Origin of the sequence: Pseudomonas sp. CDFA 610 (genome assembly GCF_021147865.1) — a bacterium.
In the GTDB taxonomy this organism is placed as follows: domain Bacteria; phylum Pseudomonadota; class Gammaproteobacteria; order Pseudomonadales; family Pseudomonadaceae; genus Aquipseudomonas; species Aquipseudomonas alliivorans.
In genome coordinates, this window is the sequence record NZ_JAGTPM010000003.1 from 491,720 (window position 1) to 516,130 (window position 24,411).

The 24,411-nt window shown below is 58.4% G+C and carries 18 protein-coding genes, 1 tRNA gene, 2 rRNA genes and 2 pseudogenes; 13 read left to right on the top strand and 10 right to left on the bottom strand.

Annotated elements, in window-relative coordinates:
- Nucleotides 1-42: 42 nt before the first annotated feature.
- On the bottom strand, nucleotides 43-2,100 hold the full coding sequence (locus KDX39_RS07750) for a methyl-accepting chemotaxis protein (RefSeq protein ID WP_231659918.1): 2,058 nt from the start codon (nucleotides 2,098-2,100) through the stop codon (nucleotides 43-45).
- Nucleotides 2,101-2,662: 562 nt separating this feature from the next.
- On the opposite strand from KDX39_RS07750, the gene KDX39_RS07755 reads away from it, so the two are divergent.
- The 4 genes and pseudogenes from KDX39_RS07755 to KDX39_RS07770 all read left to right on the top strand — a co-directional run bounded on the left by KDX39_RS07755 (nucleotide 2,663) and on the right by KDX39_RS07770 (nucleotide 6,520).
- Nucleotides 2,663-2,739, top strand: a tRNA-Met gene (locus KDX39_RS07755).
- A gap of 1,359 nt (nucleotides 2,740-4,098) precedes the next feature.
- A pseudogene (locus KDX39_RS26535) lies at nucleotides 4,099-4,614 on the top strand (methyl-accepting chemotaxis protein); the annotation flags it as partial.
- A 177-nt stretch (nucleotides 4,615-4,791) separates the two neighbouring features.
- Nucleotides 4,792-5,988 carry a GGDEF domain-containing protein gene (locus KDX39_RS07765; RefSeq protein ID WP_231659920.1) on the top strand — a complete coding sequence of 399 codons (1,197 nt, stop codon included), beginning with the start codon at nucleotides 4,792-4,794 and terminating at the stop codon, nucleotides 5,986-5,988.
- Between the two features lie 94 nt (nucleotides 5,989-6,082).
- Nucleotides 6,083-6,520, top strand: a complete 438-nt coding sequence (locus tag KDX39_RS07770) for a GNAT family N-acetyltransferase (protein ID WP_231659921.1) — start codon at nucleotides 6,083-6,085, stop codon at nucleotides 6,518-6,520.
- Between the two features lie 43 nt (nucleotides 6,521-6,563).
- Here KDX39_RS07770 and KDX39_RS07775 read toward each other — a convergent pair whose 3' ends face one another.
- Complete coding sequence (locus tag KDX39_RS07775; RefSeq protein WP_231659922.1) at nucleotides 6,564-8,204, bottom strand: methyl-accepting chemotaxis protein; 1,641 nt, start codon at nucleotides 8,202-8,204, stop codon at nucleotides 6,564-6,566.
- 280 nt (nucleotides 8,205-8,484) lie between these two features.
- On the opposite strand from KDX39_RS07775, the gene KDX39_RS07780 reads away from it, so the two are divergent.
- Entirely contained in the window at nucleotides 8,485-10,494 is a 2,010-nt protein-coding gene (locus KDX39_RS07780; RefSeq protein WP_231659923.1) for an alkaline phosphatase family protein, read from the top strand.
- Between the two features lie 88 nt (nucleotides 10,495-10,582).
- The gene (pcsA, locus tag KDX39_RS07785; protein WP_099226992.1) at nucleotides 10,583-11,302 is read left to right on the top strand and encodes a phosphatidylcholine synthase; all 720 of its coding nucleotides are present in this window, start codon (nucleotides 10,583-10,585) and stop codon (nucleotides 11,300-11,302) included.
- 62 nt (nucleotides 11,303-11,364) lie between these two features.
- On the opposite strand, the gene KDX39_RS07790 is transcribed toward pcsA, so the two are convergent.
- From KDX39_RS07790 to KDX39_RS07800, 3 genes are all read right to left on the bottom strand, one after another.
- Nucleotides 11,365-12,573: a sugar transporter gene (locus KDX39_RS07790; protein WP_269439843.1), complete on the bottom strand. Its 1,209-nt coding sequence runs from the start codon at nucleotides 12,571-12,573 to the stop codon at nucleotides 11,365-11,367.
- Nucleotides 12,574-12,849: 276 nt separating this feature from the next.
- Nucleotides 12,850-13,293 (bottom strand): thiol-disulfide oxidoreductase DCC family protein, encoded by a 444-nt coding sequence (locus tag KDX39_RS07795; protein WP_231659925.1) that lies wholly within the window; start codon nucleotides 13,291-13,293, stop codon nucleotides 12,850-12,852.
- 85 nt (nucleotides 13,294-13,378) lie between these two features.
- On the bottom strand, nucleotides 13,379-13,720 hold the full coding sequence (locus KDX39_RS07800; RefSeq protein WP_231659926.1) for a zinc ribbon domain-containing protein YjdM: 342 nt from the start codon (nucleotides 13,718-13,720) through the stop codon (nucleotides 13,379-13,381).
- 157 nt (nucleotides 13,721-13,877) lie between these two features.
- Between KDX39_RS07800 and KDX39_RS07805 the strand changes: the two genes are divergently transcribed.
- From KDX39_RS07805 to KDX39_RS26545, 3 genes and pseudogenes are all read left to right on the top strand, one after another.
- On the top strand, nucleotides 13,878-14,537 hold the full coding sequence (locus KDX39_RS07805) for an HD domain-containing protein (RefSeq protein WP_231659927.1): 660 nt from the start codon (nucleotides 13,878-13,880) through the stop codon (nucleotides 14,535-14,537).
- Between the two features lie 133 nt (nucleotides 14,538-14,670).
- Nucleotides 14,671-15,486, top strand: a pseudogene (locus tag KDX39_RS26540) (MCP four helix bundle domain-containing protein); the annotation flags it as partial.
- A 69-nt stretch (nucleotides 15,487-15,555) separates the two neighbouring features.
- On the top strand, nucleotides 15,556-16,344 hold the full coding sequence (locus KDX39_RS26545; RefSeq protein ID WP_371321876.1) for a methyl-accepting chemotaxis protein: 789 nt from the start codon (nucleotides 15,556-15,558) through the stop codon (nucleotides 16,342-16,344).
- 58 nt (nucleotides 16,345-16,402) lie between these two features.
- On the opposite strand, the gene can is transcribed toward KDX39_RS26545, so the two are convergent.
- On the bottom strand, nucleotides 16,403-17,041 hold the full coding sequence (gene can, locus KDX39_RS07815; protein WP_231659929.1) for a carbonate dehydratase: 639 nt from the start codon (nucleotides 17,039-17,041) through the stop codon (nucleotides 16,403-16,405).
- Between the two features lie 186 nt (nucleotides 17,042-17,227).
- Between can and KDX39_RS07820 the strand changes: the two genes are divergently transcribed.
- The gene (locus KDX39_RS07820; RefSeq protein WP_231659930.1) at nucleotides 17,228-17,635 is read left to right on the top strand and encodes a serine kinase/phosphatase; all 408 of its coding nucleotides are present in this window, start codon (nucleotides 17,228-17,230) and stop codon (nucleotides 17,633-17,635) included.
- A 9-nt stretch (nucleotides 17,636-17,644) separates the two neighbouring features.
- Here the strand turns inward: KDX39_RS07820 and rimI are convergent, their stop codons facing one another.
- Nucleotides 17,645-18,097 carry a ribosomal protein S18-alanine N-acetyltransferase gene (gene rimI / locus KDX39_RS07825; RefSeq protein WP_004879887.1) on the bottom strand — a complete coding sequence of 151 codons (453 nt, stop codon included), beginning with the start codon at nucleotides 18,095-18,097 and terminating at the stop codon, nucleotides 17,645-17,647.
- Nucleotides 18,090-18,887 (bottom strand): energy transducer TonB, encoded by a 798-nt coding sequence (locus KDX39_RS07830; protein ID WP_231659931.1) that lies wholly within the window; start codon nucleotides 18,885-18,887, stop codon nucleotides 18,090-18,092. The genes rimI and KDX39_RS07830 overlap by 8 nt, the downstream gene beginning before the upstream one ends.
- Before the next feature lie 144 nt (nucleotides 18,888-19,031).
- Between KDX39_RS07830 and mksB the strand changes: the two genes are divergently transcribed.
- The 3 genes from mksB to mksF are packed head-to-tail and all read left to right on the top strand — an operon-like array spanning nucleotide 19,032 to nucleotide 23,816.
- Complete coding sequence (gene mksB / locus KDX39_RS07835) at nucleotides 19,032-20,309, top strand: Mks condensin complex protein MksB (protein ID WP_231659932.1); 1,278 nt, start codon at nucleotides 19,032-19,034, stop codon at nucleotides 20,307-20,309.
- The gene (mksE, locus tag KDX39_RS07840; protein ID WP_231659933.1) at nucleotides 20,299-21,000 is read left to right on the top strand and encodes an Mks condensin complex protein MksE; all 702 of its coding nucleotides are present in this window, start codon (nucleotides 20,299-20,301) and stop codon (nucleotides 20,998-21,000) included. Before mksB ends, mksE begins: the two co-directional genes overlap by 11 nt.
- Complete coding sequence (mksF, locus tag KDX39_RS07845; protein WP_231659934.1) at nucleotides 20,997-23,816, top strand: Mks condensin complex protein MksF; 2,820 nt, start codon at nucleotides 20,997-20,999, stop codon at nucleotides 23,814-23,816. The genes mksE and mksF overlap by 4 nt, the downstream gene beginning before the upstream one ends.
- 245 nt (nucleotides 23,817-24,061) lie before the next feature.
- Here mksF and rrf read toward each other — a convergent pair.
- Together rrf and KDX39_RS07855 are read right to left on the bottom strand one after the other, a co-directional pair.
- Nucleotides 24,062-24,177: ribosomal RNA gene (gene rrf / locus KDX39_RS07850) — 5S ribosomal RNA — on the bottom strand.
- Nucleotides 24,178-24,328: 151 nt separating this feature from the next.
- Nucleotides 24,329-24,411: ribosomal RNA gene (locus KDX39_RS07855) — 23S ribosomal RNA — on the bottom strand; the annotation flags it as partial.

The window sequence follows — 24,411 nt, forward strand, 5'->3', positions numbered from 1 at the left end:
CCCAAAAAAGGGCCGCCTTTGAATGAAGCATGCAAATACCGCTCACCCCAACCGAAACCGCGCCGTATTCCCACTCAGCGCCTGGCTCCCCTGGCTCAGCGTATCCGCCGCCCGGTTCACCGCTCGAGCGCCCTCAAGCAAGCGACCCGCAGCCTGGTCGACCTGCTGGATATTGCTGCTGACCTCGTCTGCCGTAGACGCCTGCTCTTCAACAGCGGTGGATATCTGCACCAGCGTGTCAGTCACGCCCTGCACCGCCATGGCGATCTCGCCGAGCCGTTCGCCGAGCCCCGTCACGGAGCGGGCATCGTTGACGGCCTGGCCGCATGCGGCTTCCATCAGGTCGACGGCCTGGGTCACGGTGGCGCGCAGGCTGTCTACGGTGCCGGCAATCTGCGCAGTCGACGCTTGGGTGCGTTGCGAGAGACTGCGTACTTCATCGGCGACCACGGCGAAACCACGGCCCTGCTCTCCCGCACGCGCAGCCTCGATAGCCGCATTGAGCGCCAGCAGGTTGGTTTGTTCGGCGATGCCGCGAATGGCGTCGACGACTGATTGAATCTGCTGACCCTGCTCGCTGACGCGCCCCAGCGCAGCGGCGGTGTCGGTCAGGCGCTTGTTGAGCTGTTGGATACTGTCAGTGGTGCGTTGACTGTCCTGGCTGCTCTGCTCGGCAATCTGGCGAGTATGTCGCGCACTGGCCGATGCCTGTTCGCAACTTCTCGCCACGCCCTGGGAGGTCGCGGCCAGTTCGGTCGCGGCGGCAGCGATCTGACTGATCTGCTGTTGCTGGTCTTCAACCTCGGTCAACGTTCCGCTGGATTGGGCATTAAGCGTCAGCACCGCGTCACCGACGCGCACGGTTTCCTGATTGACACCCAGCAGGCTGGTTCGTAGCTGAACAACTGCAACGTTCAGCGCGCGGCTGATGGCGGCAAGCTCGTCGCGCCCCTGAACCGGAACCTCCACGCAGAGATTGCCGTCCCGCAGCGACTCGGCCAGTGTGGTTATACCGCTGGCACTGCTTCGGATCGAGGTCTGCAGACAGGCGAACAGGTACATGGCCAGCAGCATCAGTACGCCGAACACCACTGCCATCGGGATGAACTCCATGTTGGAGGAGTCGTGGTAGTAATCCAGCCGATCGTACAGTGCGTTCAGCGACTGGGTCCTGAAGTCCGCTACGCCCTTAGTCAATGTATCGATGCTGCGCTCGAACTCCTGCGGCTTGAGCTTGATGCTGCTGCCGAATACTCCCTCGTCGAGCACTTTCAGCTCGGCGTTGAGCATCTGCGTGACCGCTGCGTATTTATCGGCCCAAGGCTGCATCTGTGGCGGCAGCTTGGACATCAGCAAGCCGCCTGCCTTGTGCATCTGATCCCTGGCGTCATCGATACGGCTACGCAGGTCGCGCATTTGCAGCCGGCTTTGCAGACTGAACTGGCCTGACGCAACCGAGGTCTGGCCGATGCTGGACATGCGACCGATACGCTCGATGAGGTCGGGCACCTGCTGCGTAGAGAGTTGCATCAGCATGTAGGTCTCGAGCCACGGGTCGAGAATCAAACCGCTGTCCATGGCGATCTGCTCGCGCAGCGCCTGAACGTTGCTCAAAGCAGTGGTGAAGCGATCATAACCATCCGGCCACCAGCCAACGGTCCGCAAGGACGCGGTGTCCATGCCGGCTACTGAGGCCTGAAGTGTTTTGTATCGGTCCATCGTGTCGGCAGGCGCGCTTTCCTTGATCAGGGCCGCATTGAGGTTTTCCAGCGCCTTGGCGATGCGAGGATTGCCTGCATCGACATTGGCCATCGCTGCTTTCGCTTCCGGGGTCGGCTCCTTGAGGATGTCGGCCGCTTTCCAGCGCGCAGCATGGTCGCGCTGTGCCGCCAGTTCGACGTTCAGGTCGTCAAGCGCCAGCAGTTGCCGGACGCCTGACTGCTCCCCCGAAATTACTGCGAGCTTGTTTCGGTAATCAGTCGCGATGACCCAACCACTGCCCACCAGCGGCAACATGAACAGCAAAAACAAGAGCTGAAATTTACGAGCAAAACCGAAATGCCCCATCAGGCGCATACCCGGCGACAGAATACTGTTCATGTCCAGCGACTCCCCGTGAACTCCCGCCGCCTGGAACATTCCGGCGCGGTTCTTCTTTTCAAAGTACTGAAAGCAAAATGCCATGTTATTGATTTTATGGCGATACGCGTCGCTTCTCTTCGTGTCAAAAAGCGTGGTCACCGGTCTGTTTTTTACAAAACGCGACTTGGACGTCGTTTTGAGAAATCCCAAGCAAGTTCCAGACCGCGAATCGCAATGCCAGATAGTCGATAAGAAAACGCATGCCTTTTCTTATCGACCCTCTGCGGACCCGGCCGCCAGCCATCATTTAGCATCACGATAATGAATATCTGATTGCCCACTGCATCGGCAGGCCAGGCATAAACCTGAAAAAGCGCCGGAAACATTGATTCGCAAGCGTCACTGGAGGTAACGGAGGGGGACGAGGGACACGGCACGTTATCGGGTCAAGGAGCACTGACCGACGCACCTTGAGGAGGCAGGATCTCAGACGCGAGACCTAACCGGTTGATCGTACGCAATTATTTTTCACACAGATGCTTGACACATATCCGTTCTGCGCGAATAATGCGCGCCACTTGGCTACATAGCTCAGTTGGTTAGAGCATAGCATTCATAATGCTGGGGTCCGGGGTTCAAGTCCCTGTGTAGCCACCAAGTTCAACAAGAAGCCCGCCTCGTGCGGGCTTTCTTGTTTTTGACCGTCTCTGAATACCACCAGCCACAAAAAAAACTATCGAAACAAAGCAATCAATAGCCAAAGCCAAATATCGCGTTACATATTATTAATTAGTCCTCCTCTCGCCCCTGGCGTATGGTCTCGACCCTCAAGTGATGACTTATCGCCATCACCACTTGAACCTCCCGAAAATTCGAGTCCAGACCATGAAAACATCCGTCCGCCTCGCTACCCGTATCGGTCTCGGCTTCGCCGCTATCGTGTCGCTACTCGTTTTGATCACCGCCGTCGGCATGCAGCGTGTAGGCGTCATCGATTCCACGCTGCAAGACGTCGGTGACAACGCGGCAAAGATTCAGCGTTACGCCATCAATTTTCGGGGCAGTGTCCATAACCGTGCCATTGCCGTACGCGATGCGGTGCTGGTGAACAACGACCGGGATCTTGCGTTTCACCTGGCCGAGGTGGCGAGCCTGGAGCAGGCCTATACCGACTCCGCACAGCCCATGGATCAATTGATTGGCCATGCCGGGGTGACGCGTGAAGAGAAGGAGTTGCTGCGCGCCATCAAGGAAATCGAAGTGAAGACCCTTACGTCCAGCAAAGCGGTTGTCGACTTGCGCCGGGCTGGCGACGTTGCGGGCGCTCAGGCGTTGTTGCTGAGTCGTGCCTCTGGTGACTACAGCGAATGGTTGAAGCGCATCAACGCGCTGATCGATTACGAAGAAGCCTCGATCAAGGTTCAGCTCAATGAAGTGCAGACCACCGCCAGCCGGTTTTCCGGTCTGATGTTGCTGGCAACCGGTGCGGCCTTGTTGCTGAGCATCATCATGGCGACCGTCATCATTCGTTTCGTGAAATCCACTCTGGGCGCAGAACCTGTCGAGGTCGCCGAAGCGATCCGGAGGCTGGCTGCGGGCGACCTGCAGCAGACCATCGTCACTGATTACCCTGACAGTGTCATGGGAGTCCTGAAAACCGCGCTTGATCGACTGGCTGACACCATCACTCAGGTTCGCAAGGCGGCACAGGAAGTGAATCATTCCTCCAGCCAGCTCTCGGCGACGTCCACGCGTAATAACGACCACATCAGCCTTCAGACCCGTGAGGCCGAGCAGGTTGCGACGGCGATCAAACAAATGGCGGCGTCGGTCACCGAGGTGTCTGACTATGCCTCCAGAGCGGCAAACGCGACCCGTGAAGCCGACAATGAGGTCGAGAGCGGTAATCGCCTGGTTGCGGGCACCACGCAGGCAATCGAAGAGCTGGCGGTGACGCTGGGTCAAACCACCCAGACGGTCGAGCAGGTTTCAAAAGACAGCGAGCAGATCGAGACGGTCATCGAGGTGATCAACTCCATCGCTTCGCAAACCAACCTGCTGGCCTTGAACGCAGCCATTGAGGCCGCCCGCGCCGGAGAGCATGGAAGAGGCTTTGCAGTCGTGGCCGATGAAGTGCGCTCCCTGGCGACTCGCACTCAGCAATCGACTCAGGAAATCCGCGAGATGATCGGGCGCCTGCAGGGCGGAACTCAAGCCGCCGCACAAACCATGCGTGACTGTTGTGAACGCGTGACCCAGACGGTCTCTCAGACCCGCAATGCCCAGAGCGTACTGACCAGAATCAGTCAGGAAGTGGGCGCAATCAATCACATGAACGCCCAGATCGCCAGCGCCGCTGTCCAGCAGAGCGCCGTGGCCGAAGACGTCGCTGTCAACGTCAGCCGCATTCACGATTCAACCGTCAAGTCCGCCAGTGGATCGCTGCAGGTCGCGTCCGCCAGCAGGGAGCTGGAACAGTTGGCAGATCGACTTGCACAAAAGGTTGCCATTTTCAAAGTCGGCGGCGCCTGATGGTTTATGCTGTGACATAACGCATTAGCCTGAGCTGACGTTGAGCATGACGTCAGCCTGGTGAATCACGGGAATGCACATTTATTTTTATTTATCTGCACCCCACGCCACCAATGGTGGCACTAAGACATCTCGAGCACTGTCCTAATGGATTCGATGTGATGAACCCGGTGCCGCATGCTCACTCCCGCCCTTGATCGCCCAACCCAGGAAGACTCGCAGACGCTTGTCGAGGTTGAGCGGACCATTGCCTCGGGAGTTCGCACACTGCGGTTCAGCCGTGAACTCGAACGACGTTACGAAGCGGACACCCAGCAACAGCGACGTCGATTCATTACGGCAGTCGGCATTGGCGGCGGACTGATCTACAACCTGTACCTGCTCAGCGACTGGCTGATGTTGCGTGACATGTTTTTCTACGTCGCGATCGGTCGGCTGTGTGTCATTACCCCGATGTTCATCGCTTTGCTTTTATTGATTCAGCGCATGACGTCTCGCCGGGCGCTGGAAACAACCGCGGCAGTCGGCACTGTGTTGTCCTCGCTGATGCCGATGGTGGTCATGACCTACAGCGAGAGTCCGCACCAGCTCCACTACCAACTGGGGATGCTGCTGGTCATGGTCTATTGCACCATGATCCAGCAACTGCCGTTTCGCTATGCCACCGTGGCGACGCTGAGCATGCTGGCCATTCAACTGGTCACAACCTATCTGGCAGGTTTTGCGGATTTCCTGACCTGGCAGGCCAATGCCTTGCTATTCGTGTGTACCGTTGCGTTGCTGCTGATGGCCTCCTACTTTCTGGAGCGAGGCGTCCGTCTGAGCTACCTGTTTGCCCTGCGCGGACGGCTGCTGCATGTTCAGTTAATGGAAGTTGCGCGCACCGATGCGCTGACCCGGCTGTTCAATCGAAGGTACCTGGACGAACTGGTGAGCTCAATCTGGGAGCGCTCCAGAGAGACGCCAACGAACGTAGCGTTCATTCTGCTGGATATCGATCACTTCAAATCCTACAACGATAACTATGGCCATCCTCAGGGTGACAGTTGCCTGAAGCTGATGAGCCAAGTGATTCAGCAGAATGCCCAGCAACATGGCGCCGTGGCGTTTCGTTATGGCGGCGAAGAGATTCTGATCCTGATGGTCAACACCGATGCCAGCCAGGCCAAGGCACTTGCCGAGATCATGAAAGCTGCACTGGCTACGCTCAAGTTGCCGCATCCGGCTCAGGGCGAAGGCGCGCTGGTCACCATCAGCCTGGGTGTCGCCGCGGCCATAGCCCCCATGGCCACGGCCGACCAACTGATCAATGCCGCCGATGTTGCGCTGTACGCGGCCAAACATGCCGGTCGTAACTGTATCCGCTCAGCCTGATACTCAATCGTAGGCATGAACTTGTCCTGAGCTTTACCCCGGTCAACCGGCGCTCTACTCTGCCGATTTGCAATCAACGGCCGGGAGTCAGCGTATGAGCGTGCACATCGAAGTCAAAAACGATCCTACGGAAGAAGATCGCCTGGCCATTCTCGAGCCCTTGAGGCGCTATAACGCCGAACAGGCCGGTGACGGGCAATCCGAGAAGGTAGCGCTGCTGGTGAGGGATGAGGAAACAGGAGACATCATTGGCGGTTTGCACGCCCGTGTCTTTTATCGCTGGCTCTTCATCGAACTGCTGGTCGTGCCCGAACAGACCCGGGGCCAGGGAACAGGCTCGCGCCTGATGCAGATGGCCGAAGACTTGGCCATCGAGAAAGGCTGCGTCGGGATGTGGCTGGATACTTTCGACTTCCAGGCCCCGGACTTTTATCGCAATCACGGTTTCAGCGAGTTTGCGCAGATCGACGACTACCCGCCCGGCCACAAGCGCTTCTTCTTTCAAAAGCGCCTTAACATGCAAGCCGATTGAAAGAGGGGCTCAGCGTCGTGCAACGCTGGCCCCTTATCAAGAATCAGACCTTGAACTTGCCTACCAGATTATTGAACGAAATCGCCAGACGCGACAGTTCCTGGCTCGACGCGCTGGTCTGATTGGCACCTGCAGCGGTCTGGGTGGACAGGTCCTGAATGTTGATCAGGTTACGGTCCACTTCACGCGCAACGTGGGATTGTTCTTCCGACGCCGTGGCAATCAACATGTTGCGGTCGTTGATTTCAGCGATGCTCTGGGCGATGCGTTCCAGCGATTGGCCTGTGGCCTGGGCCAGTGACTGAGTGTTGCTGGCCAGCGTACGACTGTTGCCCATCGCACGAACCGCCTGATCAGCGCTGCTCTGTACGCTGCCGATCATCGCCTCGATCTCGCCGGTGGATGCCTGTGTACGGGCCGCAAGAGCACGTACTTCATCGGCTACCACGGCAAAACCACGGCCCTGCTCACCCGCACGGGCCGCTTCAATGGCGGCGTTGAGCGCCAGCAGGTTGGTCTGTTCGGCAATACCGCGAATCACGTCCAGCACCTGACCGATTTCGCGAACGCGTCCAGCGAGCTCTTCGACCATTACAGTGGAGCTGCTGATTTCGGTGCTGACCGTGTTGATCGCGTTCACGGCTTCGCGAGCCTGATCGCGACCGGTCGCCGCCTCGGTGCTGGTCAGCCTGGATGCATCGGAAGTGGAGATGGCATTGCGCGCCACTTCCTCGACCGCTGCCGTCATTTCCGTGACTGCGGTAGCCGCCAGTTGAATCTCGTCATTCTGACGCGTCAGGCCGCGGCTGCTTTCTTCTGTTACTGCGTTCAATTCCTCGGCGGCAGAGGCGAGCTGGTCGGCAGCGCTGGAAATTTGCCCGATGGTGTTCTTGAGGCTGTTTTGCATCTCACCGAGCGCAGACAGCATCAGTCCGGCCTCGTCACGATGCAGGCTGACAATTGGCTGTGTCAGGTCGCCGCTTGCAATGCGCTGGGCATTGACCAGAGCGGACGCAATCGGTCGGCTGATGACGCGGCTGATAAACAGACCGAGCAGGAACGCAGCCACGAACGCCACGCCGATACCGATATACAGGTTGAGCTTGGCAGCAGACTCGGTCTTGCCGGCAGCGACTGCGCCCTCGCCCGTTTGCCGGGCGTTGGAATCCACCATGATGTTCAGTTCGTTCATGATCTTGACGTAGATGCCACGAACCTCTCCGTCCACCAGCGTTCTTGCCGCACCGACATCGCCAGCCAATGCAACGCTGACGGCTCGATCAATCGCAGCCTGATACGCAGGCCAGTCCTTATCCATGAGATCGCCAGCAGCACGCTCATCATCTTCAAGCGGCGTCGCGCGATAAGTGGCGTACGCTTTTTCTGCCTGGACACGGTTTTCACGCAAGTTGGCAACAACCTGATCTTTCGCACTTTGAGGTGCGTCGGCGGCCACTGCCGACAGCAGACGGTAGAGATCACGGTTCTGAGCGATGGCATTGGCCTTGGTCTCACTGGTCTTGGCGACCGAGACCAGGTTATTGGAGAACGTGAGTTTGAGGCTGTTCGAAAGGTCGCCGATACCCTGGCTGCCGATGATGCCTACCACGAGCGTGATGAGCGCACAGAGTGCAAACGAGATGAACAGCTTGGTGGACAGTTTGGCGTTGTAGAACCAGTTCATGACAGGATCCTTGGTCGAGAAAGCTGGGGGAAGCTCCATTACAGACGCGTGCATGCGTCGACGTGAACCTCCTTGCAACAGGCTCTATCGGCAATGTGCGAGACCACTGGAGAGTGTGAGCGACAGTTTTCTTAGAAACGTCAGATTTTTCTGACCAAATACCCTGCACGTGCGGATCTTTGAAACATGCTGACAGCAATGCGGTTTTGTGTAACAGGAACTTTCCACCTGCGCTGCGTTACTATTTCCAGCCACTGTTCAGCCAGAGCCCGACCCCAGGATGCCCCCCTCGCTCACCTCACAGCATGATTCGTTACCCGCCGTTCTTGCCGGTCCGCTGCTGCGTCGACAGGAAGCCGATCGTCTGGTGTTATGGCTGGTGGGCTCGCGTCCCTTGCCGCTGACATTGCGTCTGCGGGTTGATGGGCTGGCGGATTCGGCGTTTACGGACTATCCGCTTGATGACCGGCAATGCCAGGTCATCGCGATAGGCAAACGTGCGTTCATCCATCTGATCGACGTGCGTCTGGGCAGCGAATTGCCGAAAGACCGGCTGATCGACTATGACCTGTGTATAAACGACGAGCAGACCGGTATTGCCGACTGGGCGCCCCATCTGCTGTACAGCGGCGCCAGCCACCCCAACTTCGTGGTGCGCAGCAAGATCGACCACATACTCCACGGCTCGTGCCGCAAGCCGCATCATGGCTCTGTCGATGGGCTGTTATGTGTCGATCAGTTGCTGGCTGACACACTTGATCCACTGCAGCGTCCGGCCTTGCTGATGATGAGCGGCGATCAGGTCTACGCCGACGACGTCGCAGGCCCCATGCTGCGTGGGGTCCATTCGCTGATCGACCGCCTCGGGCTGTTCGACGAGAGACTGGAAGGTGCCGTAGTCGACGACAGCCAGAGTCTGTATGACCATCCGGCCAGCTATTACCAGCGCGCCGACCTGCTGCCTGCACTGAAAAGTAACGACACCTTGCGTGACCGCTTCTTCGGCGGCACCAGCAAACCGGTGTTCACCAGTGCCACTGCAGACAACCATCTGGTGACGCTGGCGGAAGTCATGGCGATGTACCTGCTGGTCTGGTCACCGGTCCCGTGGTCCCTCGTCACACCGGACATGCCGCAACTCGATGCGCAAGAGTCCGAGCGTTACGCACGGGAACAGGTGGTGATCGATGACTTCAGGGCCGGGCTGGGTAATGTCGCCAGAGCCATGGCGCATCTACCCTGCATGATGATGTTCGATGACCACGACATTACGGACGACTGGAACCTGTCGGCAAACTGGGAAGAGACCGCCTACGGCCATCCGTTCTCGAAACGCATCATCGGCAATGCTTTGGTGGCCTACCTGCTCTGTCAGGGCTGGGGCAACAACCCTGATGCGCTGAACGAACTTGTCGCGCAGGCACGGGCCTTGAGCGATGATACCGTCAGCCGTGACAACCAGTTGAACAGCGGGACCCAGGACGCGCTGATCGATCAGTTGCTGAAATTCCAGCAATGGCATTACGTGTTACCCACGAGTCCGGCGCTGGTGGTCCTGGACACCCGGACGCGTCGCTGGCGCAGTCAGTCGAACTTCAACCACCCTTCCGGCCTGATGGACTGGGAAGCACTCTGCGAATTGCAGCAGGAGCTGATCGATCACAAATCAGCCATCATTGTTTCTCCGGCACCGATCTTCGGGGTGAAGCTGATCGAGGCAATCCAGCGCGTATTCAGTTGGTGCGGCTATCCGCTTCTGGTGGATGCGGAAAACTGGATGGCGCATCGCGGCGCAGCGCAGGTGATCCTGAACATCTTTCGGCACTCCCGAACGCCGGGCAATTACGTGATTCTGTCGGGGGATGTTCACTACTCGTTCGTCTACGAAATCCTGATCCGGCACCGCAGTGGCGGTCCGCGCATCTGGCAAGTCACCAGCAGCGGCATCAAAAATGAATTCCCCCGACGCCTACTGGATACTTTTGATCGGTTGAATCGGTGGTTATACTCACCGCGTTCACCGCTGAACTGGTTCACCCAACGTCGTCAGATGAAAGTCATCCCGCGCACGCCAGAACACAGCAAGGCGGGTGAACGGCTGTGGAATTCAGCAGGTGTGGGCCAGGTATTGTTCAACGATCAGGGCCAGCCAACGCTGATCAACCAGCTCAACGCTAACGGCGCGCCGCCTACCCGCTTCGTCGAACCGGAAGGATACAGAGACGAGCGGCCAGATACGGATCGCCGTTTTCTGGAAAACGACAGGGAAACGAGCGATAGTCACCGCTGAACCTTATCGCCGATTGCCGGGTCGATAGTTGCTACCGGTCAGGTTTACGGCAAACCCTGACAAGCATTATTTCCTGGAGAGCGCCCCCGTGATAACCAATCAACGCATAGCCAGACTCAACGCCTGGGGCGCGCATGGCTTCACCGCCACCGGCGTGGTCCTTGCGTTCCTGGCGACCATTGCCTTGTTCAATAATGAACCGAAAGCCTGTCTGCTCTGGCTTGGTGCCGCCCTGATCGTGGATGGGGTGGACGGTTCGCTGGCACGCAAGGTCAATACCACGTCGGTCCTGCCGCACTTCGACGGCTCGGTGCTGGACCTGGTGATTGACTACCTGACCTATGTATTCATTCCCGCACTGTTCCTCTATCGCTACATCCCGGTCCCGGATTACACACTGCTGCTGAGTGTGTCAGTGATTCTGGTTTCGTCGCTGTTCTGTTTCTGCAACGTCGACATGAAGAGCAAGGACAATTATTTCCAAGGCTTCCCCGCTGCCTGGAACGTTGTCGTGCTGTGCCTTTACATCCTTTCGCCAAGCCCTTGGCTGACCTTTATCACCATCATTGCGCTGGCGCTGCTGACCCTGACCCGCATGAAGTTCCTGCACCCGTTCCGGGTACGTCGCTTCATGCCGATCAACATTGCGGTCACCGCGGTCTGGTTGCTGTCCAGCGCACTGTTGATCATCAACCATCCGCACAATGGTCCGGTGGTCATGGGACTGTGGCTGGCGATGTCGGCATATTTTCTGGGGATTTGTATCTGGAGAACGTCGCTGGAATGGCTGGGCCGTCTCAAAGCCTGAGCTGATTCGTTCGCTGACCGCACATGCCGGTCAGCGAGCGAACGACCTGATCAGAATCTGTTTTATCTGCCTTCGGTTTGAGGCTCGGCTGCAATGGCCGACTTGCCGAAGTGATACGTGGTGAAGCTGCACAGCCCCAACCCGCCCAAGGCCAGCAGGCCGCCGACAATCCCCACGCTCGACACGCCCAACTGACTGCTCACGACACTGCCGAGCAGCGCCCCACCGCCAATCCCGATATTGAAGATCCCCGAGAACAGCGCCATGGCCACGTCTGTTGCATCCGGCGCGAGCGACAGCACGCGGGCCTGCAGCAGCAGGCCGAAGCTCATGATCGCCATGCCCCAGACCACAGTCAGCGTTCCCAGTGTCACAGCATCGCCCGACAACGGAAGCAGCATCAGCAGACACACCGCAATGGTGCCGATCGCCGTGATCAGCAGGCCATTTGGAAAGCGATCGCTGAACAGGCTGAACACGATCGAGCCCATGACTCCTGCGCCACCGAAGACCAGCAGCAGAATCGTGGTGACTTCACCACTGAGGTGCGCCACGGTCTCGGTGAAGGGCTCGATGTAGCTGTAGGCGGTGAAGTGAGCGGTCACCACCAGTACGGTCAGCAGATAGACCGCCATCAGTTTCGGACGCTTGAACAACATCGGCAGGCTTCTCAGCGAACCTGAGTTCTGGCTCGGCAGCAAAGGCAGCGAGCGGGTCAACAGCACCACGACCAATGCCGCGACTCCTGCGATACCCATGAATGTAGTACGCCAGCCCAATGCTTCGCCCAGAACGCGGCCCAATGGAATGCCGAGCACCATCGCCATCGACGTGCCGGTCGCGAGCAAGCCCAAGGCCTGCACCTGCTTGCCGGGCGGCGCGATCCGTACCGCCAGAGAGGCGGTGACCGACCAGAACACCGCATGCGCAAACGCAATACCGACCCGGCTGATCAACAGCACAGTAAAGCTGGTGGCCATGGCCGAAACGATGTGGCTGGCCACAAACACCGCAAACACGAAGATGAGTAATTTGCGTCGCTCTATATTGCGCGTCATCAGCATCATTGGAAGCGACATCAGCGACACGACCCAAGCGTAGATGGTCAGCATCAGGCCGACCTGGGCCGTGGTCATGTCGAAGCTCTTGCCAATGTTGCTCAGAAGGCCGATCGGCACAAATTCTGTGGTGTTGAAGATAAAGGCAGCCAGGGCCAGAGCGAGTACGCCAAGCCAGCTACCGGCATGTGCATTCGGTGGTGTAGTCATCAAAAATATACAACGCTCGAAGTGGGTTGCGACCCGAAGGGTCTATCGCCACACGAACACGCGTGGCACCTGTAAACCAAGGCATGCGCCCCAATGAAAAAACAACGCGAAGACGCCCCGCTCAATGATCAGGACCGAGCGCAGTGTGCGAAGTGGATTATTGTCGATATGGGGGGATGCAGCCGAATACGTGGAATTCTACGGACCGGGACGGTTGATCACAACACATCCATCACATGCATTCCGGGCAAGTGACCGCCGGTCGGCAAGCACAAGCGCTTATCTGGACGTGGCGTCGCCGAGAAAGCGTTTTTCATGATCGGGTGACGGCAGCATACACTGATCGTAACGACCGAACAGTCGATAGCGGTTGAGCGCGATTCGGTTGTAGGCCCAGTCGCGCAGGAAACGTGGAAACACGCGCAACACACTCAGCAGCGGCCACGGCGCGGGCAGCAGACGCATGATGTGCAGAAAGCCATCCGAGCGCAGGTACACGCGACCATTCTGGATCACCGCGATCGTGTGAAACTCGTCCAGCGGCAAACCTGCCCATTTCAGCAACGCCTGGCCTTCTTCGGACTGCACCGCAGCCAGCCGTAAACGTCGCTCAGGATCGTGGCGAATCAGAAACTTCACCACGCCATTGCACAACTTGCAGACGCCGTCGAACAGCACGACGCACTCATCGGGCTTGAGATAGGGAGCGGGAGTTTCCGGCATGAGCAGACCCTGCTGTAGAAAAGAAAACGCCCCGCCGATCATGAGACCGGCGAGGCGTTCAGGCTAAAACGTGAAGCGTGAGGAATCAAACCTTCCTGACGAACTCGGATTTCAGCTTCATCGCGCCGATACCATCAATCTTGCAGTCGATGTCATGGTCACCCTCCACCAGACGGATGTTCTTGACCTTGGTGCCTACCTTCACCACCAGCGATGAACCTTTGACTTTCAGGTCCTTGATCACCGTGATGGTGTCGCCGTCCTGAAGCACGTTTCCGGTGGAGTCCTTGATGACCCTGACGTCTTCGGACGCTTCACTGCTGCCGCCGTCAGCGGACCATTCATGGGCGCATTCCGGGCAGATCAGCAAGGAGCCGTCTTCGTAGGTGTATTCGGAATTGCATTTCGGGCAGGACGGTAAGCTCACAGGGGATCTCGCATCGGGGTAAAAACCATGGATTATAAAGGGCTTTTCCGCTTTCAGGTGGATCACATGTGATCACGCGTACATGCCTTTTTTCTCACTGCCTTGCAGGGCATGATTTTCTACAATGCTCAGAGAGCAGACGCATCAGGAGAATCCAATGTTCGCAAACCGTTTCGCCCCATTCGAGGACTTGGCTCGCCTGCTGATTCCACATACTCACGCAGAGAAAATCGACGGCTCGCATGACATCTCGCATTTGCTAAGAGTCTGGAAAAACGTCTGCGCCATTCGCGATCATGAAGGTGGAGACGCCCGGTTACTGCTGGCTGCCACGCTGCTGCACGACTGCGTAGCGGTCGAAAAGAACTCGCCCTTTCGCTCCAGCGCATCGCGACTCGCCGCTGCCAGAGCGACCGAACTGCTGACAGGAATGGGTTGGGATGAGGAAAGCGTTGCCTCGGTCGCCCATGCCATCGAAGCCCATAGTTTCTCGGCCCAGGTCACTCCCCAGACCCTGGAGGCCAAAATCCTGCAAGACGCCGACCGCCTCGATGCCTTGGGCATGATCGGAGTCGCACGCGTATTTTATGTGTCAGGCCGAATGGGCCGTTTTCTCTACGACCCGGCAGACCCACAGTCCGCGCAGCGTCCCTATGACGACCAGAACTTCGCGGTCGATCACTTTCACACCAAGCTGTTGCACCTTGCCGACAGTTTTCAGACGCGGGCCGGCGCCTCGCTGGCCCGCGTCAGGCACGATCGATTGAAGCGCTGCCTGGATGAACTGATGGAGGAAATCGGCGCGCCAACTGACTGATGCCGACGGGCGACGGCAACATCAGACAGCGACGCGACATTGATGCGAAACATCGTAGACATGTCATAAAGACATCACACGCGTGCCTTATAAACGGCTCTCTGAAAGGGTCCGTTCAAAGAGGTCATCTGCAGTGAAAAATCTCCTGCCTCGTTTCTTGCTTCAAAAGTCCGGGGTAACGGTATTGCGCCGCTTCAGGATAGCGCCACGTCTGGTCTTCTGCTTCGGGATCACGGCCCTGCTGATGGTGTCGCTGGGCGCTTTCTGTCTGCTGCAAATGCAGGAAATCCGCCGTCAGGGCGAGGCCGTCGAAAGCGGCGCCTTGCCAAGTATCGCCATGGCCGACGCCATCGCCATCGGCCTGGTGAAGCTGCGCAGCGAAACCACTCGCCTGATTGCCAATGCCGACGATCCTGGCGCGGTGATCAGCAGCAAGATCAACGTCGAACAGCTCAGGAACGAAGTCGAGAAAGGCTTCACGGACTACCTGGCACGTGTCCCGGCGGGCACCGAGCATGATTCCATCATCGCTCTGCAGGATGCCTACAAGGCGTTCATGCCCGGACTGCAGGACCAGATGGCACTGATCGAACAGAACAAGCTGGATGAAGCGCGCATCCTGGCTAACACCCTGCTGTCCATGCAGGGCGACCTGATGGACATGCAGGTGCAGTTGCTGCGCGAACTGAACAAACAGAGCGCTGCCGTCGCCGTCGAAGCCGCGAGCGCCAGTTACGAGCAGACGCGTGTCATCGCGCTGAGTGCAATCGCCATTGCCCTTGCGCTTACCCTGCTGCTGGCATGGCGTCTGAGCGTCAGTATTATCCGCCCGGTTCGCCACGCACTGCACATTGCAAGCACCATTGCCGACGGCGACCTGACCCGTCATGACATTCCAGACGGCAAAGACGAAACCGCGCAACTGCTGACGACGCTGGGCCGCATGCGCAACAACCTGCACAGTACCATCGATCAAATCTATGCCGCGGCCACGCAACTGTCACAATCGGTGCAGGAAATGGGCACCATTGCCGAAGCCAGTGCCCTCAACCTGCAGTTGCAAAACAATGAAATCGAACAGGCGGCGGTGGCGGTCAACCAGATGAGTCAGGCTGCCGTCGAGGTGGCGGGCAATGCCAGCAACACGGTGAGCGAATCCGAAGCGTCCACTCAGGCAGCTGCGCAAGGTCAAGTCAAACTCTCGGCGACCATCCGCTCGATCAAGGAACTGACCGAGAACGTGCTGGATTCATCGCATCAGGCCGAAGGGCTGGCCGAGCGCACCCAGAGTATCAGCAGCATCCTGGACGTGATTCGCGCCATTGCCAACCAGACCAATCTGCTGGCACTCAACGCGGCGATCGAGGCAGCACGTGCCGGTGAAGCCGGGCGTGGGTTTGCCGTGGTCGCCGATGAAGTTCGCTCCCTGGCGCAACGTACCAGTGCCTCGACGACAGAAATCGAAGGCCTGATCAGTGGAGTCCAGCAAAGCACTCAGCAGACTGCCAGCGCGCTGCGTCATACGGCATCACAAGCCAGCCTGACCCTGGAGCAGGCCGCTGCGACGGGTGAAGCGCTCAACGTGATTATCAGTTCGACCGGCACCATCAACGGCCGCAATCTGCTGATTGCCAGCGCGGCGGAACAGCAGGCGCAAGTCGCCGGAGAAGTGGATCGTAACCTGAGCAGTATTCGCGACCTGTCATCGCAGACCGCCTCCGGCGCCCAGCAGACCACAGTCGCCAGCAACGCTTTATCGATGCTGGCGACGGATCTGAACCTGATGGTGCAACGATTCGTGCTGTGAGAATCGGGCGCTGCGTGCCTTGAAGGCAGCACAGCGCCCGATCAATCTTCTGGCTCGATCAGTCCTGCGGACGCAGGCGGTACTGAGGCGGCAACTGCTCGAAGCCGCTGATGGTGGTGTCCAGACTTTTCCAGCGACCATCCTTGATGCCGTAGATGCAACCGTGCACCGAAAGGCTCTGGCCGCGATGCCAGGCGTTCTGCACGATACCGGTGTGGGCGACGTTGGCAACCTGCTGAATCACGTTCAGCTCGCACATACGGTCGACCCGCTCTTCTTCGGTCGGCAGCTGCGCCAAAACATTGCGATTCTCGTAATACAAATCACGAATCGTGCGCAGCCAGCCGTCGATCAGACCGAACTGACGGTCCTGCATGGAGGCGCGCACGCCGCCGCAGCCGTAGTGGCCGGTCACCAGAATATGTTTGACCTTCAAGACATCCACGGCGTACTGAATCACCGACAGGCAGTTCAGGTCCGTGTGCAGCACAACGTTGGCCACGTTGCGGTGTACGAACAGATCGCCCGGCAACATGCCGACAATCTCGTTAGCGGGAACGCGCGCATCCGAGCAACCGATCCAAAGAAATTCCGGGGTCTGCTGGCGAGCCAGCTTGGCGAAGAAGTCAGGGTCCTCCTGTTTGATCGCCTCGGCCCAACGTGCATTGTTATCAATCAGGTCTTGTAGCTCGTTCATGCTTTGATGCCTCGTTTATGATGCTCAGCCTTGGACTGGCCTTTGACACCGGAAGTCACGTCCTTGTGCCACTACCTGATATCACCCTTGATGACAAACCGCACTGATAAACCGCACTGATAAAAAAGGAATCTTCAAAGTTGCCACCGGTCCACCTAATACGACCACCTGCAATGAGGATTCGTCATGAACGATTCACGCCGTCCATTCGATGCCATCCAACCGGAACCCATCGACGACAATGAAGACCGCATGGGCTCCATGGAAGAGCTGAACTTCAGAGATGACGAGACCGCTCTTATTGGTGATCTTATGCCTGAAGACGAGCTGCAACATGAAATACCGGATGAGCGCGTGCGCGAAGCCGGCATGACCGGTGCATCCACCGACGACCACCAGCCGACCGACGATGATCTTTCGCCGGAAACGCTGATTCATGAGGACGGTGCCCGCTCGCCCAACGAGCGCGGTGAAGACAATCCTGCCGACCTGGACCTGACTGTCGTGGATGAAGACGATATCGGAGGTGGCGATGGTCTGGATGAAGAAGAAATGGCCATCGTCGACCCACTGGATGGCAAGGCCGGCAACTGAGGCCTGGTCTCACTCCAGAAGTGTACAGGCCATAACCACGGCGTCTTCACGACCGCCCACTGCCGGATAGTAATCACGCCGCCGGCCTATCTCGTTGAAACCATAGTTTTCATACAGACGATAGGCTGGCCGGTTACTGTCGCGCAGCTCAAGGAAGCACTCGCGGGCATTGAGCTGATACGCGCGCTTCATCAAATGATCCAGCAAAAGCAGACCCAGTCCCCGGCCCTGACTTTCCGGCTTCACGGTGATGTTGAGCAGATGAGCTTCGTCGATGATGACCTGAACCACGCCATGCCCTACTTGCTGGGCGCCTTCGAACATCAGCCAGATCTCGTATGACTTGAGCCCATCCAGAAAGATGCCTCGGGTCCAGGGATGGCTGAACGCTGCGTATTCGATTTTCAGCACGGCATCCAGATCGGCCTCGGTCATGGGCCGAAAGCTTATTGCATCACTCATCAGTTGATTTCCAGCGCGTCATCAGCCGACGCATGGCTTTCCAGACATCAGCCTTGCGTTCAGGCTCGTCCATCAATAATTCCAGCCCCGGCAGCGCCCAGACAGTGCCCAGTCCGCTTACCTGCAAGTCCTGATAATAGGATTCGGCATCGGCTTCGCCCGCGAACTTCATGGCGGGCAGGCCAACCAACCACAGGCAGGTGCACAGTTCATCTTCGAGCCTTGCGCCGACAAAACCCTGTACGAAATCACGCGCGGCCTCAGGCCCCTGGTCCATCTGGCCACGAACCAGCAGCGGCCAGCGCACAGGTTCGCCAATAATCTGCGGGCTGTCCGGCAGACCGGCGGCGCGCAGCATGTCCTTGAGCAACAGATAGGAGGGGTCGCGACTCTGGAACGGCTGGCCCGTGGATAACTCCACCAGCAGCAGGCAACGCCCGGCGCGCAACAATTGCAGGGAGAAGCGCGGCGGCGGTACGACCACGGCTTTGGGCGGCGCGGGTTCAGCGTCTTCGACAGCCGCTGCGACAGTACGCGTGCTGGCCAGTGAGGGTCGCGGCACCTCGATTTTCGGGCGTTCGGCCGGCCTTTCAATAGGCACGACGTTGTCCGCCACCACAGGCGCAGGCGAGGACACCGCTGGCAACTCGTTCTGCACCTCGACCGGCGGCGGCAACGGCGCGAGCAGTTCCGGACGGGAGGGTGCAGCAAACGGCAGTTCAGTGCGCGGCAGCCAGTTGACCACCTGCATGGCAGTCAAATAAGCGCGGCGACGGGACTCATTGAGCAAGGGTCGGTCACCTGTGGATAAGTTAGGCGCGCAATTCTAGCGTTGTTCGTCTTTTCGTGCTGAAGCATATCGCGCCCAGGTGAAATCTTGAGTGAATGATGCAGTACAATCGCCGCCTTTCATTCGCCAACAGTCGGCCTATCCATGATCGAACCCAAGCGCGTCCTGCGCGCCCTTGCCGAGCATTGGGCGCTACTCGAGCCCTTATGCGAACACTTCGACCAGGGCACCTTGAGCCTGAGCGAGCTGCGCCTGCAGCTTGCTGCTCAACAACAGGACAGCACACCGCAAGACATCACCAATCTGCTGGACGTGTGGATCCGTCTGGACATTCTGGTGCCTGTCGCCAAAAGCCCGAACCGTTTCGAACTCAATGCGCAGATCCATGACTTCCTGTCATACCTGCGTCGTGAGCACCGCCTGGGGCTGTGCCTGGAGATCGAAGCCTATCTGCGCCACCTCGAACGCCTGGCCGGTTACATTCAGGACGCCTTCGAGATTCGCGACGCCAATGATCTGGCCAGGCAGCTTCGATTGCTGGATATGCGCGTGCGTGACGTGCTGAAAAAGCTCGCCAATGACGAGCAGGCACTGGTAGCAGTCGCTGATCGTGCCAAGACCAGCGACCGGCAGATTCCGCTTCGCCAACGCTATGCGGAAGTGCTGGCGACCTGGGATGAATACGTCGAGCCGATGATTCAACTGGTGAACGCCGATGGGGCTTTCGAGCAAGGCGTACGCAAGGTCGAGAATGTCCTGCTGCGTCTGTTGACCGAACAACAGCGCCTGGGTCATCTGGTCGATGACGATATGCTGCTGCGCACCCATGCGCGCATTCTGGAAATGCAGACGAGCGCCCAGCTCACCCTGCGTCATGCGCGGGAGTTGCTGCTGCCGCTGCGTGAAGAAGCACGTCGCCACAACGCAGTCACCCGTGGCGCAGCGCTGGCGTTGTCAGCCATTCGCCGTAAAGGGCTGGATGCCGTGCCACAGGCTGCGATGCCAATGTTCACCCGTCCGCAAAGCACCTTTCTGGGCAGCGCAAGCCAGGTCGAAGCCTACGTCTACGCCTTGGCGCGCTTTGAGCCCAAGCCAGCACGCTTCCCCAAGGCCAGCGGCACCCGCAAGGGCGAACCTGCCCGCGCGCCGCGCACGGTCAAGGAAATGCTTGAGCGTTGCGAAGACGCCCTGCCGATGCCAGACCTGATGGACTGGTTGCTGGAGCAGGAGCCGAACGGCGAAACAGAAGAGTTGCTGTATTGGTTTTCGCGCCTGTCCCGCGACAAGCGCTTTGCGCGCGAACGCCTGGAGCGCCGCGACTATTACACACGGGAGCACCGCGTCAGCCTGCGCTCCTTTGCCCTGCTTGCCCCCGCAGGCTCGCAGCCAGAGAATTCCGAGAGCACTGTTCATGCATCTTGATCTATCCGAAATGTCCCAGCTCGCCCCGATCTTTCGCGAGTTGTTCAAGGGTTACCACGTCAGCCGCCGTGATCCAGAGCTGTACGCCCAACTTTCCAACTTCCAGGACCAGTACCGTGCGCTGTTCAAGGCGCTGGGCTTCGAGCTGGTGTGCGACACCCGAGGCTTCTATTACTTTGTGCCGGATCTTGCTGCGGCGCAGGTGAACAAGACTGCACAGCGTTTGGCCCTGTTCACCTTCATCCTGGTCGAGCATCTGGCCGATCAGGGCCGCGATCCGATGGCCGTGCTGGATGGCGGCAGTCTGGGCCGCGACGAGCTGCCATCGATGCTGGAGAAGTACCGCGATCTGTTTCTGCAGGCCGAGGTTCAGACCCAGGAAGAGCTGGAAGAGAAAATCATGCGCCGTATGACCCAGCTCGGCTTCGCCAGTGAAGAGGTCGGTATCTATCGATTCCTGCCGCCTATGCATCGCTTTCTCGACGTGTGCCTTTCCGTGCAGCAGGACCGTGATCTGGCGGCCAGCCTGCACAGCGCCCTGCCCTTGCCGACTCCGATACTCATCGATGACGACAGCGATGAAAAGCTGCTGGAAACCGATGATCCCCTGGACCTCGCCGAATTCAGCGAAGAAACCGAAGAAGAGGCCTTGGCTCGTGCCATTGCCGATGAACAGGAGTTGGACGCATGAGCCAGGAACGCTTTGGCATTCGCCGTTTCGCCCTGTTGAATACCGCAGGCTACAGCCTGGGTCTGTTTCCACTGGAGCATCCGCTGTCGGTGTACGGCGCGAACAACCTCGGCAAGAGTGCATCGATCAACGCGCTGCAATTCCCGATTCTGGCGCGCATGTCGGACATGAGCTTCGGCAAATACAGCCTGGAACAATCCCGACGCTTCTACTTCGCCTCGGACACCAGCTACATTCTGGTGGAGGTCTCTCTGCCTCATGGCCCGCATGTCATAGGCGTGGTCGGTCGCGGCCCGGGTGGCGGCTTCGGGCATCAGTTCTTCGCCTACGCTGGCGAACTGGACCTGGGCCATTACCAGAAGAACGACACCTGTCTGCGTCAGAAAGAGCTGTTCAGCAACCTGGAAAGCAAAGGCCTCAAGGCCTATGAGCTCAAGCCGGACGAACTGCGGCGCTTGCTGGTGGGTGGCCACACCTCGATCCCGCTGGACCTGACGCTGATCCCGCTGCGCTCGACCAGTGAGCAGAGCCTGAAGACTTTCCGGGCACTGTTCATCAATCTGCTGCACATGCGCGAGATCACTGCTGCCAAGCTAAAGCAACTGTTCCTCGATGCTTTCGAGCACAGCCTGCGCTCCGGCAGCGTCGACTACATCGCGGCGTGTGAAGAGGCCTTCCGCGACGTGCGTCGCATGGAACAGGATTACAACTCGCTGGTACTGGCCGGTCCGCTGGTCGAAGCACTGGCCGCAGGCGTGAAGCAGCGCGATCTGTTGCGCGGCAAGCTGCATCGTCTTTCGCCGATTCTTGATTCCTTGCTGGGCACCTGGTCGGACTACTCCGGTGCACGCAAGGAAGAGCTGGTCATCCAGGCCGAGCATTACCGTGCCCAGCAGGATGAAATGCAGAACGAACAACGTTCCAGCACTCAGGAGCTGATGCGACTGGAGCGTGAGATCAGCGGTATCCAGCGCTGGGTCGGTGAGCTGTCGGTCCTGAAGAATCGTTTTGCTCTGGTCGACGACGTGAAGGTGCTGGAACAGCAGTTGCTGGCAGCCAAGGACGCGCATGACGAACTGGCCGGAGCATTGGCACAGTCTCGACAGTTCAGCGCTGAGGATCTGGACGAGCGGCTGCGGGACCTGGAAAAACGCCTCAAGTCACTCAAGCAGCAACTCGATCACGCGGACAACAACAGCTATGCCCGCCTGCGTGAAGAGTTTTCGCAACCGGATGTAGAGCGCTTGATGCGCCTGTTCAACAGCTCGCTATTCAGTCTGCCGCTTGGCGAACAGGGTATTGCGCTGGACGATGGTGACGCGTGGGTCAAATCGCTGGAAACGATTCTGGACGGCTTCAAGGGCGATCAGTTCACCGTACCGGGCTTGACGATCAACCTGTCGAGCATTGAGCCTCCTGCTCTTCAGGCGCTGGCCGATCGCGCAGCATTGCGTGACCAGAAAGAGCGTTTGGAAAAAGAGCTGAAGCAGCTCAAGACCCAGCAGGCAGTGGCGGCGGATCGCTCGGCGAGCAAGACACAGACCGAAGCGCTTTATCAGCAGGTACTGGACGCGCAAAAAGCGCTGGAAGATTTCCGTCGCTGCCAGACACTGAGCGCAGAGGAGCCTTCCAAGCTTGAAGACCTGGCGCAGATGGAAGCCGCTCAGGACGAGCTGAAACGCTCAAGCGATGCGTTCACAGAGCGGGTCCAGCAACTGTCGGCCAAACTGCAACTGGTTGCACGGCAGATTGGCGATCTGGAATCCAAACAACGCACACTGGACGATGCGTTGCGTCGTCGCCAGCTGTTGCCGGCGGATTTACCGTTCGGAACGCCCTTCATGGACCCGATCGACGATTCGATGGACAACCTGCTGCCATTGCTCAATGACTACCAGGACAGCTGGCAGGGCTTGCTGCGCAGCGATGGTCAGATTGAAGCGCTGTACGCGCAAGTGCGCCTCAAAGGCGTGGCAAAGTTCGACAGTGAGGACGACATGGAGCGTCGTCTGCAGTTGCTGATCAATGCTTATGCGCACCGCACCGATGAAGCGCTGACGCTTGGCAAGGCACGTCGCGCCGCCGTGACGGACATTGCCCGCACGCTGCGCAACATCCGTAGCGACTATGACAGCCTTGAGCATCAGCTTGCCCTGTTCAACCGAGAGATCAACAAGCGTCAGGTGTCCAACCTGGCGAGCTTCCGTATTGTCCTTGCTCCCAACAAGGAAGCACTCAAGCACATTGATCAGATCATCCACAGCGCGGGTCAGTACGAAGAAGGCGAAACGCTGTCGGTCTTCGATCTGAGTCAAAGCGCTGAACAGGACAATAAGAACGAAGAGGCCAAGGAGTACCTGGCACGTCTGGTGGCGGCCAACCATAACCAGTTGGGTCTCAGGGATCTGTTCGAACTGGCTTTCGAAATCACCAAGGTCAACGGCCAGCCGGTCATCCACACTGACATCGATGGTGCTGCGTCCAACGGTACGACGATGACCATCAAGGCGCTGACCAACATGTACCTGTTGCTGCACTTGATGGATCGTGATCAGGCTGGCCGAGTGCGCTTGCCTTACTACCTTGACGAAGCCGCAGACATCGACGAGAAGAACCAGGCGGCTTTGCTGGAGACGAGCCTGCAACTGGGCTTTGTGCCTATCCTTGCGAGTGTGAAGCCTCAAGTCTCTGCCCATGTCGCTATCGATCTGGAAGGCGGCAGTGGCCCTAACGGGATCTATATCGATGAGGCTGACTGGAAGTACATCCAGCGTCGCGACGAAGTGAAGAAAGAGTCTTCAGAGCTGGCTTCGTAAGTCTGGATAGCTGTGACGAGAAGGCCGCATGTGGATGCGGCCTTTTTTGTGAGCGGCGTTCGGGTCTCACCGTCCAGGTAGTGAATAGGATCGACACGGGAGTTGTGAGCTGCTGATCAGGTATGCAACCTGATCGCCGGAAGCAGGTTGGACGCTGGATCACTGGCAAGAGTTAGGGGGCTTTTGTAGACGCCACACAGACAAAACCCCTCATCGCGTGAGCGATGAGGGGTTCTGGAATTTAATCTTGACGATGACCTACTCTCACATGGGGAAACCCCACACTACCATCGGCGATGCATCGTTTCACTGCTGAGTTCGGGATGGGATCAGGTGGTTCCAATGCTCTATGGTCGTCAAGAAATTCGGGTACCGAAGCGTGCCGTGTGGCGCGATTCAGCAAAATGGGTATGTGATATCGGTGTCGTTCGTGATGCAAACTTTCGGTTCGTGTCGTCTTCACAGTCACCGCAATCTGTGCCCGTCGGGGTCGCAGATTGCTTGGGTGTTATATGGTCAAGCCTCACGGGCAATTAGTATTGGTTAGCTCAACGCCTCACAGCGCTTACACACCCAACCTATCAACGTCGTAGTC